Here is an 18,328-nt window from a genome sequence, read left to right on the forward strand (position 1 = left end):
ACTTTAATAGGGTCATCTTAAGGAATGGATTAGTACTCATATTCGAAATTGGCGACCAGTTCGTGGTCATATTCTCTTGTCCATGGGGCCATGTTACCCTCTCTCCAGTAGCTATAAGGCGTGCTTCTTCTATTTCGCTTTTTGCTGCCAATGTAAACTTTAGGTAGGACCCGTGCTTTATACTCGGCTATTTGTTCTTCTGTCAATTCTACTGTGATCTTTTCTCCATCGTCATCGAAATAGGTCATTTTCTTTTGGTTGACGATCGTAGAGCCAACGATATCCCAGGACAGGGGATTGGCGTCGTATTCCAGCATCTTTAGTGTTCCCGATTCGTCCATGATCCACTCTATCACAAGAAAAAAATCCTGATTGAATTGTATGTTATATTTGGTAACGTCAACCCCTATCCATCCTTCGCGGATATTAGAAGTCACGATGATGTTTTCGTGAAACAAATCTTCACCAGGTTGGTTATTTGCTTCAACCGCCTGAAATCGCACACGCATCATATAACTTTCTAGCTGGCTTACGCCAATAAAAAAGTTCACTTTCTTGATGCCGAAAACTTCATCTCCGACTGGTACAAAAGAGGCCATTGCGAATCCTCCTGTACCCCGGGTACAGGAATAACCTGTGGCTGATTTCACTTTGGTAAGACCCCATGTCCCGTTAAGGATTTCTCGACCTGCCGTGATATTGACTTCATTCAAAACCTTGGTGCTTTCCTTCAAGCTTACAACTAATTTTGTTGAATCTAAGGTGGATAAATTCAGATGCAATTTGTCATATCCGAGTGCCGAGAAAGTTAGTCGGTCATTGAGTTTATCACTTGGAATGATAATGTTGAAGGAGCCGTCCTCAAAGGAGAAAGTTCCCACTGTAGAATTTAGAATACCGATATTTGCAAAAGCCAAGGGAGCATTACTTTGCTTTGAGATTACCCGACCACTGACTAGTTTTTGAGCATGGAGCTGGCCAACGACCAATATGGCCGTTAGAATAATGGATAGTTTCATCCTGTTTTGAGTTAAGTGAACCTTTTAAAAGGATATCTCGCAGGGCGAAATATCCTTACTATGTTGCCACAATGACAAGGGCGGCATCAACGCAGGTAAGATGAAATAACAAACAGAAAGGTTGCACGACGAGGACAAGAACGTCGGGCTAAAAGAAAATCTTATCTATAATCCTAATTACCCTTTTTCTTTTATTGGTCGATAGATCATGACTTTGCCCTTTGTCACATGATTGAGGTTGAAATTGCTTACGCCAACTTTCTTACCCCAGTCACTAGTGTTTTGATGGGCAATTTCAAAATCGCCAGTGTCATTCACTTTGTACACAATGGCCGTGTGTTGCCCCATGGCAGCGCTATATGTGGTGTTTCCGACAGTCCATTTCATTTCTATGTTTTCGAATTGTATGAGATCACCGGGTATTATGTCTTCCTTTTTAGGGTTTAGCTTCCGCCCATATATGGTGACTGTTTTCATAGAACTCCTGTCGAAATAGGCACCTGAGTAAGCCAATGCTCCCGCAGCCAAATCCCAACATTCCCCACGATCTACTTTCTTGCCCATGACACTATCTACGTAGGTAATTATTTTGGCATTGAGGTCGGGGAGGTCAGATTTAATGTTGAATGAAAATAGGATGAGTAATAGAGCTGATTTCCACATGTTGATTTGCTTTGATTTATTCCTTTTACGAGATGAATCTACACAAAGATGCCAATTGTCTTGGTCAAAATGTACATGCTTTGATTTTTCCAATAAGATTATTTACAGAGTTGAACACTCAACTCTGCCAGCTTTTAGATAGACTTATGTTTAGGCTATGCGATGATCAAAATAATAAAAGATAGCTCCGCCATGCGGCATGACGAAGCCCCTTATTCAACTTATCCTATTTTTTCAAAAACTTGAATTGTATTGGCTTTTGGTTTACTCCTTCAATGGATATGAAATACAAACCGGCAGTTTCTTTACTCAGATCAACCATTGCCCGGTTCGATCTGAGTATTGGTTGTTGTGTTATTATTTTGCCTTGGATGTTTGTCACGCTCAGGTTGCCGGACATTTGCTCTGCCAGATGCAGGTTGACTAAGCCGGATAGGCTTGGGTTTGGAAAGATCGTGTTATTGAGCCTGTCATCGACTCCTACACTTAAAACCGGCGCCGCGCCTTCTCCTTTTAATACAATCGTGTAGCTGGATTCATCACTGTCATTGTTGGTCAGGGTGAGCACAGCATTGGTAGTACCTTCAGTACTGGCAGTATACTTCACAGTAAAGGCGGCAGAACTGTTTGGTGCAAAGGTCGAGACGACTTCAGTCTGAACTACGGTAAAATCGGTGGCATTGGCGCCGCTCACGGCAATTAAGCTTCCTGCCGCGCCCGTAAGCTTGAGGTCTGAGGTGCCCTTATTTTCCACTGTAAGTGTAGTCATATCCGTCGACTTCCCTATTTCCACACTGCCCAAGTCTATGACGTCTCCTGAGGCCAATTCGCTATCGCCGTTTTTTAGATTGATTTCTGGCGCAACTACATTGGCCGTCAAATCGATGGTGTAAGTGCTTTCGTCTGGATCATCACTTTGAAGAGTCAAGGTAGCCTTCCGCTCGCCTAAGTCACCTGCAGTGAAGCTCACCGTGAAGGTTACTTGGCTAAATCCTGTAATTTCATCTGTGACTGCGGTTTGCGCGACAGTGAAATCACTGGCATTGACTCCGCTTTTTATGACTTGGCTACTGGTAGTTCCTGATAGTTTTAGATCTGTACCACCCAGGTTTTCGATAATGAATGTAGTGTCCTTTGATTGACCCACTTCGAAACTGCCAAAATCTACCGAACCGGTTGAAGCTACATCAGTTTCGCCAATCTTGACGTTTATTTCTTGTTGTGTCGCAAATACATAAATACGATGGTTGTCGTTGCCTGAAATATAGAAGTTGTCTTTTACGTCAAAGGCTATAAAAAAAACTGTTTTTTGAAAGACAAGATCCGCTTGAACTCGCGCTCCCGCAGGGTATGATATAAATGGAATGGGCGTTTCATATTTTTTTATAAAACTTCCTGATGGACTAAAAACTTGAATAGAGTCGGTAGTGATATCTGAGACATAGGAATTGCCTTTAGAATCCACGGCGATTCCGGCTGGGTTAGAAAATTTGCCATCGCCTACTCCACTACCTCCGATGGAGGATAAAAATGTGCCGTCGCTGTCAAATTTTTGAAGGTTATCTCGCTCTGTATCTACGACATAAATGTTGTCCTCCTTATCTATAGCAATGCCGTAGGGTGCCCTAAACTGACCGTCGCCATCCCCGTCTGAACCAATAGCTTTGATAAAGGTACCATCGTTGTCCAATTTCTGAATCCGATCATTGAATCGATCGACCACATATATGTTGTCCTTCGAGTCTATGGCAATTCCTACTGGGCTATTGAAATCACCATTATCAGAGCTGGCGCTGGTTGTGCCTATAGTTTTGATATAGGTGCCATCTTTGTCATACTTGTATACCGTGTTGTTGGAGCGATTGGTGATGAATAGGTTTCCATTGCTATCGCGGGCGATGCCTGTGGGCCGACTCATTAAGGGTTCGGTAGCCTTAGTTCTGACTGGTGCTGCAGCGCCTGACCCAAATTTTAACAGGAAATTGCCATTCTTATCAAACTTTTGAATTCGATTGTTGTATTCTTCGGCAACATAGATATTTCCGTCAGGGTCTACCGCCATGCCTTGTGGGCCGTAAACATCCCCATTTCCGGACGTTTCCAGACCAGAGCCTATTGAATCTTTGAGTATCAGGACAGGTTGAGCTAAAAGCTGCATACCTGTCAAAAGCAGAAAACCAGTTGTTAAAAAGCTTATTTTATTCATTTTATCTTTTTTAGACTTATTCATCATGCAATCGAGACTCTTTCAGGCTTGAAGAAAGAGTCCTATTTTAATTTGATATATGTGAAAGAGAGGATTGGCGACCCGGCTAGTCAAATGATTCATAATCTCTACAGCTTATTCAGCTGTCCGCTCAATTATGTTCTTTGTAATTTTCCCCCATTGCAAATAAATCATACTTGCCACTCAAAGGATAGTCCCCTGATTTGGCATTTTTTTTAACATCCATAGGTTTTAATGGCAATGTTAGATGTAACAGGGATTAGAACTTTGGCTCTTTGATGTGAGTCAAACTAAGTAAGGTATCTCAGACCGTAGACGGCCAGGTGAGAGATTTGGAATTTTACAATTAGCTAATGTGCAAAACCTTAGCGATGTGAATGATCTGAGCAAGCGCGTTGATCTCCATTTTTTTATATATGTTCTTTTTGTGCTGCTCTATGGTACGAGGGGACCTGATAAGTGCCTGGGAGATTTCTTTGACGGATTTTGATTGCGCCAACAATGAAAAAATTTCCTTTTCCCGAGGGGTCAGGGTCATATACCGCTTGATATAGTTCCTGGTATCAAATTGAGTATTGAGTGCATTGGATATCTTTTTGCTGAATACAGGTAATTGATCCACCGTATTACTCAAGGATACAAAAGTCTGATTTTCAAGGTTGAGCCTTACGCTGGTGATGACCAAATTGTATCCCTCTTCTTCCTCTATCCTTAACTTGATTCTGACAAAATAGGCCAGTATTTCATTTTCATCTCCTCGGTCAACTAATCCTTGCAGGAGCCCTTTTACTCTGGGGACATCTTCAGGGTGGGTGACTAGTTCTTGAAACGAGGCACCAAGCGCCCTAATTTGATCCAACGTCGCATCAAATTCTGTACAGGTATGTTCATCCATATATTGTACAGAATAGTCAGCGATATGGTGCACGTGATAAAACCCAGGATATCTTGGAGAAGTATATCCTACTCTTCTCCCAAAGAGCTCGGGAAGTAGAGAGTTACTACTGACATGGTTAATTACTTTTCCTAACTTTTCGTATGCTAGCTCCATGGTTTGTCAAACTGTCAATTCGAATGCATGAGCGTATTGGTAAAGCTCCTGAAACGAATTGATTTCTAATTTTTTATACACCCTTTTTTTATAGGTTTTTACTGTATTTTCTGTCAGGTCTAGTTGAGCGGAGAGTTCTTGATTGCTTCTATTTTGTGCCCAGTATTTGACCAGATCCAATTCTCTCGGTGTGAGCTGATCAAATTTCATAAAGTTCTTTTTGATAAACTCGGTATCTTCCAAAATCTTAACGAGCTGCTCTTGCTGATTCATGGTGCGCGAGACATCTACGCTAAAATGAAGAAGCCCGCCCAGCTCTTCCACTAACATGGCCGTACTATAGTAGGTTCTGTAATTGCCATCTGTGCCAAGAATGCGCTGTAAAAAACTTACCTGACTGAATTCCTTGACGTGGTCTAGATAGTATCTGCAGGCATCCATCGCTTTGGGCAGATCGTCAGGGTGAACAAGACCCAGGTTTTTTTCAGGGTCTCCTACTATGCCATCAATATCCGCAATTTTTTCAAAAACCGGATCTATGTATAGTATGCTAAAATCATCCACCGAATTGATATGAACGGCGCAAGGCAGGTGTTTGGAAACCTCATCTAAATTGTCCTTATTGGCAATCAATTGATCTAGTATATCCATGAATCACATCTAAATACTTTCAACATAACACAACGCTTTGACTCTGTGTTGATCATTCGTATTCTTTGTCTAAGTTAGTTAGGCTATACCACAACTCTCCAGGCCCATGGCTAATCATTTGCTATGTTCCTCATTGAAGGAACAATTGGACCAAAATCAAGCCCGAAATTAAAGCATCAAGGTGTAATTTTTGGTAACAAACTGAGAAGCTATTGAATAGTATATGATTTGCGAGTCTACTATCAGAAAAAAGTAATCGGCTTTAGCTTACCATTCAACTCAATTTCTCATACCATCTATGGTTTTTTTCTTATCGAAATTGGAGTTAAGGCTCCTGTTCAATTAAATATTGCTGAAGGATTCAACTTTCACGAAATGAAATAGTAGTCACATATTAATTTAAAAAACAATGAAAAGGATTTTTCAGCTTATTACAATACTGATTGTTTCCGGGCAGACGTTGAGCGCCCAATCAGGAATAGACCTCGGGGATTTGAAGATTAACCAGCCATTGAACACCAGGCAAGAAATTCAATACTTTTATAGTAAAACTATGGATGCGGAACTGGTTTCGTTTGAGACGCCAGTGGTTAGGGATTTTATCCAATTTGACAATGGCCTGCGCCTGAATATTATTTATCAAGAGGACTTAGAAATGGTGCCGAATGCTACTGAATTTCATAAAGGCCTTTGGATAAAAATTTTGGTCAATGATTTTGATTCGAGATATAGGAAAATTAAAGACTCTACGGCGAAGATTATTAAAGACCAACCCGAGAAAGGGGAATTATATTTTCAGGCTCCAGGTGGTCAGATCTTTAGAATGGTTAAAGCCAGAATTCAGGAAGGCTAAAAGAAGAAACCTAAATCCAAAGAAATGAGATCTTCTTCCGGAGAAAAGGCATAGGACAGAGAGATGGAGGCCTTGCTCAGCGGAGCTACCCAAACACCTGCTCCGGCGGCTTTGTGCCATGTATCTGAATGGACGTCGGTCCAAACCCTTCCGATATCATAAAATCCGTGTATGCCAAATTTGCCCGGAAAGAGCACTGAGGAAAAGTCAAATAACTTTAATCGCAAATCTACATTTTGATAAAAGCTTGTTTTACCATAAAATCGGGTTCTCCTAAACCCCCGTAGGTTACTTCGCCCGCCGAGTGTGTTGGCATTATAAAACTCGTCCGGCGAGAGCTCGCCAAAGTTGTGAGCATAGCCTGTCCGGGAAGCCAGAGTTACCCTTGCCGGATATTGAAAACTAGAGTAAAATGCGATGTTGGAATGAAAATGTGCGAAGTCAGAAGCGTTCTCGTTCCATCCTCTGTATCCAGCGAGTTCGGTATTCCAGAACAAACCTCTGGTTGGAAATAATTTCTCATCTCTGGTGTCAAATATTAAGGCGCCGAATGGCCCTCCATAATGACGTTTATCTTCAAAGAGCTGGCTGGTATCAAACTCGCTAAATCCAGAGGAACTAATGTAAGAATCCGATCTTCGCTGTATCTCCATAGTTCGCTGCCGCAAGCCAAGTGAAAGCAGTCCTTTGTTTCCCAGATTGCGACTCAATTTGATGTCATAGATATGACCTTCTTGACGTATCCTATAGAAGTCAATACCTGTGTCTACATCATAAATGGACTCATTGCCCAACCCAAAAAAGTTGTTGACCTTTGGATTTCTAATATCAACACCAATTCCCAGATGCCATTTGCCAATGGCTTCCGTAAAATTGCCGGTATATTTAACATTAAAGGCTGCGGTGGCCAGCGCTATATTGGCCAGAATGGTATGCTGTGCTTTGTAGGGATCTTTTCGCCAACCATGTTTGGTAATCAACGCCCCACCACCAATAAACAAGCCGTCGTCAGGATTTACGGCACCATAAATCAAAGGCATCAATTGGTCATACTTAAAACTATACTGATGGTATTTATTAATATTTTTTTTGTTGCTCAATTTTGATTTGAAGCTTGGTCCGGCTGTTTCAATCACAGAGGAGCTCTCGTTGTCATAGATTTTAATATTTCCAGCAGCTTTATTAGTCGTCAGATCATGGTATTTGTCGGTGCCATCTCCTCCAATAATTCTTACTAAAATCTTATTTTTTTGACTTCCAGAGATTTTGAATTCGTCATCATCATCCAGTCCGTAAATTCTGAGTTCTTTGGTTTCATTACTTTCGAAAATCCTTTGATAGGTGATCTGCTTTTTGTCGCCACTCTTAGATATTTTATGGATAGATAGTTTCAGTTGATCTGTACTAAGGCTTTCAATCAGGAACAACTCTTTTTTATCCGAGCCTAAAACTTCCACCTCTCTGGCCAAGGACTCGTAATGTTCAAGGGTGTAAGTTGGCAAATTGTCTCTTCTGGCCTTCAGCGTCCGAGCGGTACGTTCTCCAATTTGCTCGTAAATTTCTTTCGGCCATTGTCCAATTGCCTTTTCGATTACTTCATCAGAAAGATTACCTTTTACTTCCAGCGCCATTTTTTGCCAATCGGCTCTGGTGGTTTCGTTTAGAAACCATCGATCGAAGTGTCTGGCATTGAAGTTAAATCCGGGTGCCCATCGAACGTCATCATTGAAGCCTTCTACTCTGGGCATGGCCCACTTTCTACTGGCGAATTTAGGGAACCATCCTTCGTTGAGGTAAAAGGTTTGATCTCTGTCTCTGGGAATCGGTCGATAGAGTTTTCCTTTTCCCTGATCAAAAGAAGCCCATCTCCATTGATCTTCGTGACGGTCCCAATCGGCTATGACCATATCAAACAGCCTGTTTCTGAGGGTAAATGTTTGATCAACCTGGAAGTCGTTGTCTTCATGAGTTTTTTCTAAGACTTCAGCTGAGTTAACCACGTCGTTCGAATTACCAAAAAAAGAGGCATCAGACCAGTCGAATGCCGGGCGCTCTTCATATAAGGCAAGCGTATTTGCAAAGGTCTTTCTATGCCTGCCAAAAGCACCATCGTTGGGAATGTAAACCAGTTTAGGGTTGGTGTGATAAATGCCTACGGCTTCTGCCATTGGTGGTACGACAAAGGCGCCGTATGGATTACTGGCACTCATTTGATCCTGAACGATGTTCACGGCCAAGGTACCTTTCATAATTTCGGGCAAGGCGCGTTCCGGATACTTTTCCAGAGATCTCAATACATACTGTTTGCCATCTGCTGCCTGCATGCGTAGCGAATTGGTTTGATATCCCCCTCCCTTTTTTATGATTTTCAGCCCTCCCTTTTCTTCAGTGATATTGAAAATAGGAGCCTTTATTTTTGTTTCCCAAACGTCTCGATAGTTAACCCCCATCATTTTCTGCTTGAAATTTCCGGCTCTGTATTGGCTGGAGGCATGGGCCTGTTGTACCGTATCTTCGAACGAATATCTCGGAAAATCAAAGTTTTCGGCAATTGGACGGAAGGTGTACAAGCCTGAGGTATAAATTTTCTCACCACTTGGACTTTGTTCATCTGCAGCCCAGAATTCCAGTTCCGGATTGCCTGATGGCTTGTAGCTTACCTTTCCAAACCCTCTTCGGGATTTTCCGAATTGCAAGTATTTTCCTTTCTCTTTAAGATAAGACACTTTAGAACCAGACCCACTCACTATGTAGTTCATGTTATTTTTTTGAATGTGCTGAAGAGAATGTTCGTGACCCGACACGTAGACCGTATTAGGATATTTGGCCAACAGGCCTTCTAGCGTATTTCTTATGGCCTTGTACTTTGGGTGTGGAATATCTTGAAGCGAGCCGGCAGTAGATCTGTATACAGGATAAATCGAACCAATAACCGGTAATGGAATATACAATGAAGGATTCACTGCCGTCAACGGAAAAAGATGACTTTTAAAATTATACTTTCCTCCGTGTGGACCATAGCTGTACATAGGATGATGTGCCGCTAAAATGACATGATCATTTTTATGAGCTTCCATCATTCCATACAGATCATGTAAGATATCGGCCACCTTATGAGGGACTAGCACATCATTTGTTAAAGGCTTTTCCCATTGATGCAGAATCCATTGCCAGTCAATGACAATCAAATAGAGGCCTTCGTCGAGCTGGATTTCTTCAGGTCCCGGTTTGCCATTTTTTGGAAAAAACACTTCTTTGCTATCAAAGTACTTCTTCACAAACTTGGTCTGGTTCCGCACACGATCCCAACCTTCCTTTCCGCTGTGATCCCAATCATGATTACCCGGGATAACGATGGTTTTTCCTTTAAAATTTTTAGTAATTTCCAGTTGTTTTAAGAGCTTTTCCTCCTGTAATGCTCTGTCACTATGATCCTTGTCAGGAAGGCCATCTTTATAGACGTTATCACCTAAAAAAATCAAAGTAGCATTTTCGCCAGCAGATTCCAGATGACTCTTGAGAACCTTTAGATTGTGGGTAGCCGCCTTTGGTTTACCTGCATCACCGATCAAAAATACCTCGTGGCTGGATTGAGGTGCCTGAGCCCAGGTCCAACTGGGAATGATAAGCAAAGCAATGCTCCATCTAATTATATATTGAATTCCCGTTTTCATCATTTTGCGATGTATTGGCATAATACTATAACCTACGCTATACGTAAAATCGTGAATAAATTAAGAAAAGAAAAAATACACGGTATTAAAAGAAAAATCCGAAATCAAATGAAATGAGATTTTCTTCTGGTGAAAATGCATAAGATAGAGATGCCGCAGCCTTACTCAAAGGTGCTACCCAAATGCCTACTCCCGCCGACCTATGCCATACCTCAGAGTCCTGAACCGCCCAGACTCTACCTACATCATAAAAGCCGTGCAGACCAAATTTGCCTGGAAAAAGAATAGAAGAAAAATCAAATAGCTTAAGCCTTAAATCTACGTTTTGATAGAAAGTGGTTCTGCCATAGAACCTGGTTTTCCTAAATCCTCGCAAATTGCTACGCCCACCTAATGTATTGGCATTGAAAAACTCGTCTGGTGCGAGCTTGCCAAAGTTATGAGCATACCCTGTACGAGAGGCTAGGGTCACGATGGCAGGATATTGAAAACTGTAGAACAGAGCCAGACTAGAATGAAAGTGTGTATAATCTGTTGAATTTGATTTTAGGCCCTTGTAGCCTGCGAATTCTGATTCCCAGTAAAGGCCCCGTGTGGCAAATAGCTTTTCATCCCGCGTGTCAAATTCGAGTGTAGTATATAGGCCACCATATTGTCTTGTTTCTGTAAAAAGTACATCCGTGTTAAACTCATTGAATCCTGTAGAAGCAATAAAAGTGTCTTGATCTTCATCAATTTCAATCGTGCGCTGATGAAGGCCGAATTCGAATTTTCCCACATTACCGATTTCGTTGTGCAGAGATAGGTAATACGAATAGTCCTCCACTCGTATTCTATAGTAGTCTATACCTCTATCCACATCATAAAACGACTCGTTTCCCAATCCGAAAAAGTTGTTGACCTCTGGTTTTTTGATGTCGATGACTGCACCTAAGTTCCATTGACCGATGACATTAGTGAAGTCTCCTTTGTATTCAATATTGAAGGCACCTGTGGCAACAGCCACATTGGCCATCAGACGATGTCTGGAAGCAAATGGCTCCTTGCGCCAGCCGTGCTGGGTATACATAAAACCACCGCCTAAAAATACGCCGTCGTCTCGGTTGTATGAGCCATTGACAAGAGGTAATAGCACATCATACTTGAATTCATATTTGTTGTAATTGTTGATTTCAGGTCTGTTGCTTACTCTGGGTTTAAAACTGTAGGAAGGAGTTTCAAATTTTGTTGACTTCCGATCATAGACCTTCACATTTTTGGCTGATCGATTGGTGGTTAAATCATAAACTTCATCTTTGTCTTTACCTCCGATGATTCTGACATTGACTTTGCTTCTAACATTACCCGATATTTTAAACTGATCTTCTTCGTCAAAGCCATAAATGCGAACCTCTTTGGTATCATTGGCGTCGAATGTCCGGTCGTAGATCGCCTGTTCTATGTTTCCTTTCTTCGAGAGTTTGTGCACCGTTACGCGGATTTTGTCCTGACTCAGATTTTGAATTAAAAAGAGTTCCTTCTTATCGGTGCCAAGGACATTCACTTTTTTGGCTAAACTCTCATAAAACTCCATCGCATAATCGGTAAGATTATCCCGTCGTGCCTTCAAGGTACTAATGGTCTTTTCTCCCGTTTGTGCAAATACATTTTCAGGCCATTGCTTAATGGCTTTTTCAATGGCTTCATCAGTCAGGCTATCCTGTATGAGTTTGATCATTGATTCCCAATCCCCTCGATCGGGCACTGTCAGAAAGATTCGATCGAAAAATCTGGCGTTAAAATTGAAACCAGGGGACCATCTTACATCGTTATTGAACCCCTCGATCTTTGCCATGGCCCATCGTCTACTTGCAATTTTGGGCAAAATACCTTCATTCATAAAAAAGGTTTGATCTCTATCTCTTGGCACGGGACGATACATGGTTCCGTTTTCTTTTTCAAAAGAAGCCCAGCGCCATTGATCTTCGTGTCGGTCCCAATCGCCAATTACCATATCGAATAATCGATTTCTGAGCACAAACTGCTGATCTACATGATTATCATTGTCATCCATGAGCTCCTCTTGCACATCAGGAGAGCTTACCAGATCTTCTGAATAACCAAAAAATTTAGAATCGGACCAATTCCCACTGGGTCGTTCTTCAAATAGTGCCAGGGAATTGGAAAGCACTTCTCTATACTTCCCAAATGCACCGTCGTCTGGTACGTATACCAAGCGGGGATTCGTATGATAAATGCCAACGGCATCTGCGAGCGGAGGAATCACATATGCTGCATAGGGATGGCTTGAGCTAATTTGATCCTGAACCACATTGACAGCGAAAGTTTCCTGAAGCAGATGCGGGAGTGCCTTACTTGCATATTTTTCGACAGAACGCAGCACGTACTGTTTACCATTTTTGGCTTCCAGGCGTAAAGAGTTGGTTTGCATGCCACCTCCTCGTTTGAGCACCTCAAGCCCACCTTTTTCTTCAGCGATATTAAAAACGGGAACTTCGACAGGCAAATTCCACACGTCTCTGTAATTGGAACCCATCCAAGTCCGCCTGTTTTTTGAAGCCTCGTACTGAACAGAGGCCGATGTAATCTTGCTACTTTCTTTGAAATCGTATCGGGGGTAATTGGCATTAGGGTCTGGGATGTATTCAAATTTATATAATTGGCCTTCGTATACCTTTTTTCCCACTGCTTCTTCGGGATCAGAGGTCCAAAACTCAAGTGCTACTTCATCATTGTCATATTTTACTTTGCCAAAGCCAACCTTTGATTGACCAAAGGTTAAATACTTCCCTTTTTCTTTTAGATAGGTTGTTTTAGAACCTGAGCCACTGACTATGTAGTTTACCCCATCTTTTTGAATATGTTGGAGTGAATGCTCATGACCAGCAGCATAGATCACATTTGGATAGACTTTGAGCATTCGTTCCAGGATATTGCGGATGGCTTTGTATTTCGGATGTGGGATATCTTGAATCGACCCGGCAGTTGCCCGATAGGTCGGATAGATAGACCCTACGACTGGCAACGGAATGTAAAGATTATCCTCCAACTCAGTCAAAGGGAATAAGTGCGATTTGAAAGGAAACTTTCCGCCATGCGCTCCATAGCTATACAGTGGATGATGAGAAGCTAAAATAACATGGTCATTTTTGTGTTTTTCCATCATCGAGGCAATATCAGCCATGACGTCGAGAGGCTCCACCTTTTGTAAGGGGTCGTGTTGCAATGGTTTATCCCACGCATGAAGAATCCATTGCATGTCAAATACGATCAAGTATATGCCATCGGCCAACTTTATATCTTCAGGTCCCGGATGCCCATTCTTTGGATAGAATACTTTTTTACTGTCAAAGTATTTTTTTACAAATCTTTCTTGTTGATTGACATGGGTCCATCCATCTTTTTTGCCCTTGTCCCAGTCATGATTGCCAGGGATTACCAGTGTGCGACCTTTGAATTTTTTTGTGATCTCGAATTGAAGCTTCAGTTTTTCTTCAGCTTCTTTTCTACTGGGATGGCCCTTTGGAGGGAGACCATTAGGATAGATGTTGTCACCTAAATAGATCAAGGTAGCGTTTTCACCAGCAGATTCTATTTGCGATTTGAGGGTAGAGAGGTTTTCGCTGGCCAGTTTTGGTTCTCCAGCATCTCCTATAAGGAAAACCTGGTGCTGCGTACTTGGAGTCTGGGCTTGGGTGATAAGAGAGCATCCAAGAGCGACAATTATTAATATATATCGAACCATTAGTTCATGTTAAATTTTAAAATATAGCCTTTGTCCCCTTGTCCTTCACTCGAAATGAAGAGATCGCCATTTGGCGCAAAGCAAATACCTTCAGGTTGCCCTAAGAGCCTGGGGTCTAGCGGCATACTTCCTTTGATATGGCCTTTCCTATCCGTTATCAACAATAGTTTACCGATAGATGCAATGATATAAAAATGATCATTGATTGGGTGTAGTGCGATGCCGGAAGGTTTGAAATTGATTCGATTGGCTTCATATTCAAAATCCTTGTTCTCTTCCAAATAAGCTTTGATATCGTCTCTGGAAATGTTAAACGCCGCTTTATTTTTGATTTCTTTTTTATCAAGATCAAATCGATAGATCGCTCTGCCTTTTTTCTTTTCTCCTCGGATGCCTGCGTCTCCTTTGCAAGCGATGAATAATTGATCCGTTATTGGATCATAGGCTAACCCTTCGGCATCATTATTTTTCTTCAGGGCCGTATTATATTTTTTTAGTTTATGAATTTTACCTTTCGATTTGAGTTCAAATTTGTAAATATTTCCATTGCTTTCGGCCACATAGATTTTTTTACCGTCAGTGGCAATGCCTTCATAGTCTCCCGAACCTTCAAACCTCACTGTATTTTCCAGTTCTCTTTCTTTGTGGTTGTAGAAAAAAACCTTGCCATCCTCGTCTTGTATGCAGGCGATAATACCGGGCTTGTAATAAGTCATTCCCGATATTTCTTCCAAGACGTAGGGAAGAAAATATTTAGCGTCCGGTTTTTGCAGATCATAATTCTTAAGCGTATTGGGCATGTAATGAAACAAGGCCTCGGCTGTTGGCCGTGAATTGTACTGACAGCCGAATATAAACATCCAGATGACAAGCAAGCTAAATTTTGCTTTTGACATGATTTCTCGTTTAAATTGAGAGGATTTTGTTACTAACACTAAAAATATGAAATGCGTTTGGTATGTTACACTATCTGTAAGGAATTTGTTTCAAAGCATTTTTGTTAATTTGTTGTTTAACCGATGAAAAATTGATGGCAGCTCAAAAACCTGTATTGGCACAAGTGGCAGAATATGTCAGGAATACTCTCAAGAATAAGTTGCCAGAGCATTTTTATTATCATGATCTGGAGCATACCGAAGAAGTCGTAAAAGCTGCTGAATTAATTGCGAAAGGAGAGGGCCTCAAAGAACAAGAAAGGGAAAATGTCGAAATAGCTGCTTGGTTTCATGATTTGGGACATATTTATGCCTGTGAAGATCATGAGAGAAAAAGCGCAGAGCTAGCCAGGGAGTTTCTTGAAAAACAGAACTTACCGGCCGAAAGAATCTCTCAGGTCGAAGGCTGTATAATGGCTACTATGATGCCGCAACGCCCCCTCAACAACATGGAGGCTGTATTATGTGATGCTGATTTGTATCACCTCTCTACTGATCAATTTGACGGCCGGGCCCAACTACTTAGGAAGGAGTGGGAAGAGGTCAATGAGGAGGGGTTCAAAAATTCTTCATGGCTCAAGATTAATGCTGATTTTTTGAGTGGGCATTCTTACTTTACTGAATATGCCAAGACTAACTTTGAGGAGGGGAAACAGAAAAATTTGCAGGCCGTTAAGGATCAAGTGCAAACTGGGAAAAAGGAAAAAACGGCCGACCTCAAAAAGAAAATTGAGAGTTTAGAAAAAAAGTTGGCAAAAGTCAAAGAGAAGGATAATACACCGACGAGAGGTATAGAAACCATGTTTCGGACCACTTCCAAAAACCACTTGGATTTAAGCGCCATGGCTGATGCCAAAGCCAACATCATGATATCCATCAATTCGATTATCCTTTCTATCATTATATCGGTGTTGATACGAAAACTGGAAGAATATCCTCATTTTGTTGTACCTACTTTGATTATGACGGTGGTTTGTTTGGTCACAATTGTGCTCAGCATCCTGGCCACTCGACCTAATATATCTAAAGGGAAATTCACGAAAAGCGATATCATGAACAGGAAGACTAACTTGCTTTTCTTTGGAAATTTTCATGGTATGAGCCTGGATGAATATGAGTGGGGCATGAAAGAGTTGATGAAGGATAGTGACTATCTCTATGGTAGCTTGATCAAGGATATCTATTATCTGGGTAATGTTTTGGGCAAGAAATATAGAAATCTACGTGTTGCGTACACCGTTTTCATGTTCGGGTTTGTAGTGGCGGTGGTTTCATTTATTGTTGCCGAAGTGTTTTTCAAAAATCAGTATATGTATTGATTTCACCTCTATTCGATCTGCTCCCACTTCTTGATCATTTGGTAGGTATCTAACTGAGCATTTACTGGTTTTTCTCCTTTTTTGATTTGCACTGGAATATTGTCTTGATGCTCATTGAGGAAGACTGCCTTTGTATTATCTTTCAACTGAAGGGTCAACAGATCCATGATTTGTTTTTTCATCTTGGCGTCATAGACGGGAAAGGAGACTTCGATGCGGCTTCTCAAGTTGCGCTTCATCCAATCTGCTGAACCTAGGTAGATATCATCTGCTCCATCATTTTTGAACCAAAATACTCGGGCATGCTCTAAGTATCTTCCTACGATTCTCCGAATGGTGATATTTTCACTCATACCAGGGACTCCAGGAATAACACAACAAATACCTCTTACAATCATCTCAACTTTCACGCCTGCACGACTAGCCTCATAAAGCTTGTCGATCATTTCCCGGTCCTCAATGTTGTTTAGTTTGATGATAATGCTTCCTTCTTTGCCATCCTTTACATTCTCAATTTCCCGATCGATTAGTGCAATGAATTGATCCACGATGTTGAATTGTGAGACTAACAGATGATTGAATAAATCTGGCTCTTTCCTTTTGTGTAAAAACTTAAAGAGTCGGTCCAATTCTTCACCCATTTCATGGTGACAGGTTAGCAATCCATGATCTCCATAGATGGTAGCCGTTTTTTCATTCAAATTTCCGGTGCCAAAGAAGCAGTAATTTTTCTTCGACCCATCAGTTTCTCTCTTTTTAACTAAAGCCACCTTGGCGTGGACTTTTAGTCCTGGAATGCTGTAGATTATGATTACGCCTTCCGCCTGCATTTTTTCTGCCCATGCGAGATTATTTGCCTCGTCAAACCTTGCTTTTAGTTCTATAAAAACAATGACCTTCTTGCCATTCTTCGCTGCAGAAATCAAGGCATTGCCGATTAATGAATCTGAAGCCATTCTATAGAAAGTAACTTTGATCTCAGTCACGTTTGGATCAATGGCCGCCTGGTTAAAAAACTGCAGGATGTAATTATAAGTATGGTAAGGAAAATGAAGCATCTGGTCAGATTCGTCGATTGCTTCAAATATGGATCGAAAGCTGTCAAGTGTTTTGTTACGCAATGGGTCCTGCCTTTCATATTCCAAGGAGCCTCCAATTGGATTGGGGAATTGGAAAAAATCGAATAAACTATGATAGCGACCACCATGTACTAAATCATCTTCTTGAAGCTCGAAGGAATTTCGTATATGCTCGAGAAGGCCTTCAGACATAGTGCGATCGAACAAAAAACGAGAGGGTACGCCGACGTTCCTTTTTTCAATCTGTTTTTGAATCTTTGAAACAAGATCTCCAGCATACTCATCTTCTATATTGAGATCCGCATCTTTGTTCAATTTGATGCTTTTGCATTCAAGTACCTCGTGATCTGGAAAAACAAAGTCAAGATGCATGGCCACTATATCGTCTAGGTACATATAGTGAAATTGACCAACTTTTGATGGGAGTTCTAAAAATCTAGGTAGCTCATTGGAAGGAATATTAAGATATGCATATTTTATTTCTGAATCATTTTTTTGTTTCAGTTGAAGGGCAAAATATAATTCTCGGTTATTCAAAAAAGCATCGCGTTCAGAGCTTCCAAATTGGTATGGTTGTAAAAAGGAAAGCACCTTGGTTTTGAAATAATATAAGCTCGCAGCTTTTTGTTCCTCTGTAAGTTGTTCGGGTTTTAAAATATAAATGCCTTGCTTTTCAAGACCCAAAAGCACGCTATTTCTTAACGTATCTCCATATTCATTCAGTTGTGTTTGAATTTTTCCATGGATTTTTTTCAATAGTTTCTTTGGCGCAATGTCGAAAGCTTTATTAATTTTTTTCTTGTCAATTTCTACAAGTCTTCGAATATTGGCCACTCTTACTCTAAAAAATTCATCCTGATTAGAAGAATAAATGGCTAAAAAGCGCAGCCGTTCGATTAGAGGAACATCGTCGCTTTCTGCTTCCATGAGCACTCTGTAATTGAAGGTCAACCAGCTAAGATCCCTGTCAAAATAAGTGTTAGTGATCTCTTCAGGGTTCTGTTCCGTGTTTTGATGTGCTTCCAATGTCCTTTTTCAATTTAAAAAGAAATATAAGTTAAATGAATTTCAATCGAGTGGAGGTGTCCATGATATATTTGTTAAATCTTTTT

Annotated in this window: 11 protein-coding genes; 2 read left to right on the forward strand and 9 right to left on the reverse strand. The window is 41.1% G+C overall.

The genetic code is table 11. The annotated features are described in order from the left end of the window. Window positions 1-29: 29 nt before the first annotated feature. The 5 genes from ABJD64_RS02090 to ABJD64_RS02110 all read right to left on the reverse strand — a co-directional run bounded on the left by ABJD64_RS02090 (window position 30) and on the right by ABJD64_RS02110 (window position 5,611). Window positions 30-1,019, reverse strand: a complete 990-nt coding sequence (locus ABJD64_RS02090; protein WP_348176911.1) for a carboxypeptidase-like regulatory domain-containing protein — start codon at window positions 1,017-1,019, stop codon at window positions 30-32. 177 nt (window positions 1,020-1,196) lie between these two features. Then, the gene (locus ABJD64_RS02095; RefSeq protein WP_348176913.1) at window positions 1,197-1,682 is read right to left on the reverse strand and encodes a CHAP domain-containing protein; all 486 of its coding nucleotides are present in this window, start codon (window positions 1,680-1,682) and stop codon (window positions 1,197-1,199) included. A 226-nt stretch (window positions 1,683-1,908) separates the two neighbouring features. Continuing rightward, window positions 1,909-3,888 carry a choice-of-anchor D domain-containing protein gene (locus tag ABJD64_RS02100; RefSeq protein ID WP_348176915.1) on the reverse strand — a complete coding sequence of 660 codons (1,980 nt, stop codon included), beginning with the start codon at window positions 3,886-3,888 and terminating at the stop codon, window positions 1,909-1,911. A 367-nt stretch (window positions 3,889-4,255) separates the two neighbouring features. Then, a complete protein-coding gene (locus tag ABJD64_RS02105) occupies window positions 4,256-4,960 on the reverse strand; it encodes a helix-turn-helix transcriptional regulator (protein WP_348176917.1) in 705 nt (234 codons plus the stop codon). A gap of 6 nt (window positions 4,961-4,966) precedes the next feature. Beyond that, window positions 4,967-5,611: a LuxR C-terminal-related transcriptional regulator gene (locus ABJD64_RS02110; protein WP_348176919.1), complete on the reverse strand. Its 645-nt coding sequence runs from the start codon at window positions 5,609-5,611 to the stop codon at window positions 4,967-4,969. Window positions 5,612-6,020: 409 nt separating this feature from the next. Here ABJD64_RS02110 and ABJD64_RS02115 point away from each other — a divergent pair, with 409 nt between their 5' ends. Beyond that, window positions 6,021-6,464, forward strand: coding sequence for a hypothetical protein (locus tag ABJD64_RS02115; protein WP_348176921.1), 444 nt, complete (start codon window positions 6,021-6,023; stop codon window positions 6,462-6,464). Here the strand turns inward: ABJD64_RS02115 and ABJD64_RS02120 are convergent. From ABJD64_RS02120 to ABJD64_RS02130, 3 genes are all read right to left on the reverse strand, one after another. Further along, window positions 6,461-10,141, reverse strand: coding sequence for a BamA/TamA family outer membrane protein (locus ABJD64_RS02120; RefSeq protein ID WP_348176923.1), 3,681 nt, complete (start codon window positions 10,139-10,141; stop codon window positions 6,461-6,463). The genes ABJD64_RS02115 and ABJD64_RS02120 overlap by 4 nt on opposite strands. A gap of 82 nt (window positions 10,142-10,223) precedes the next feature. Continuing rightward, window positions 10,224-13,883 carry a metallophosphoesterase gene (locus ABJD64_RS02125; RefSeq protein WP_348176925.1) on the reverse strand — a complete coding sequence of 1,220 codons (3,660 nt, stop codon included), beginning with the start codon at window positions 13,881-13,883 and terminating at the stop codon, window positions 10,224-10,226. Then, window positions 13,883-14,779: an SdiA-regulated domain-containing protein gene (locus ABJD64_RS02130; RefSeq protein ID WP_348176927.1), complete on the reverse strand. Its 897-nt coding sequence runs from the start codon at window positions 14,777-14,779 to the stop codon at window positions 13,883-13,885. Before ABJD64_RS02130 ends, ABJD64_RS02125 begins: the two co-directional genes overlap by 1 nt. Window positions 14,780-14,913: 134 nt before the next feature. On the opposite strand from ABJD64_RS02130, the gene ABJD64_RS02135 reads away from it, so the two are divergent. Next, window positions 14,914-16,137, forward strand: coding sequence for a Pycsar system effector family protein (locus tag ABJD64_RS02135; RefSeq protein ID WP_348176929.1), 1,224 nt, complete (start codon window positions 14,914-14,916; stop codon window positions 16,135-16,137). Between the two features lie 8 nt (window positions 16,138-16,145). Here ABJD64_RS02135 and ppk1 read toward each other — a convergent pair whose 3' ends face one another. After that, on the reverse strand, window positions 16,146-18,242 hold the full coding sequence (gene ppk1, locus ABJD64_RS02140) for a polyphosphate kinase 1 (RefSeq protein WP_348176931.1): 2,097 nt from the start codon (window positions 18,240-18,242) through the stop codon (window positions 16,146-16,148). Between the last annotated feature and the right edge of the window lie 86 nt (window positions 18,243-18,328).

Origin of the sequence: Reichenbachiella sp. (assembly GCF_039944555.1) — a bacterium.
Classification (GTDB): domain Bacteria; phylum Bacteroidota; class Bacteroidia; order Cytophagales; family Cyclobacteriaceae; genus Reichenbachiella.

What these genes read in the sequence shown, in the direction of transcription:
- ABJD64_RS02090 (WP_348176911.1), bottom strand. Translation starts at nt 1,019, where the DNA reads ATGAAACTATCCATTATTCTAACGGCCATATTGGTCGTTGGCCAGCTC.
- ABJD64_RS02095 (WP_348176913.1), bottom strand. Translation starts at nt 1,682, where the DNA reads ATGTGGAAATCAGCTCTATTACTCATCCTATTTTCATTCAACATTAAA.
- ABJD64_RS02100 (WP_348176915.1), bottom strand. Translation starts at nt 3,888, where the DNA reads ATGAATAAAATAAGCTTTTTAACAACTGGTTTTCTGCTTTTGACAGGT.
- ABJD64_RS02105 (WP_348176917.1), bottom strand. Translation starts at nt 4,960, where the DNA reads ATGGAGCTAGCATACGAAAAGTTAGGAAAAGTAATTAACCATGTCAGT.
- ABJD64_RS02110 (WP_348176919.1), bottom strand. Translation starts at nt 5,611, where the DNA reads ATGGATATACTAGATCAATTGATTGCCAATAAGGACAATTTAGATGAG.
- ABJD64_RS02115 (WP_348176921.1), top strand. Translation starts at nt 6,021, where the DNA reads ATGAAAAGGATTTTTCAGCTTATTACAATACTGATTGTTTCCGGGCAG.
- ABJD64_RS02120 (WP_348176923.1), bottom strand. Translation starts at nt 10,141, where the DNA reads ATGATGAAAACGGGAATTCAATATATAATTAGATGGAGCATTGCTTTG.
- ABJD64_RS02125 (WP_348176925.1), bottom strand. Translation starts at nt 13,883, where the DNA reads ATGGTTCGATATATATTAATAATTGTCGCTCTTGGATGCTCTCTTATC.
- ABJD64_RS02130 (WP_348176927.1), bottom strand. Translation starts at nt 14,779, where the DNA reads ATGTCAAAAGCAAAATTTAGCTTGCTTGTCATCTGGATGTTTATATTC.
- ABJD64_RS02135 (WP_348176929.1), top strand. Translation starts at nt 14,914, where the DNA reads ATGGCAGCTCAAAAACCTGTATTGGCACAAGTGGCAGAATATGTCAGG.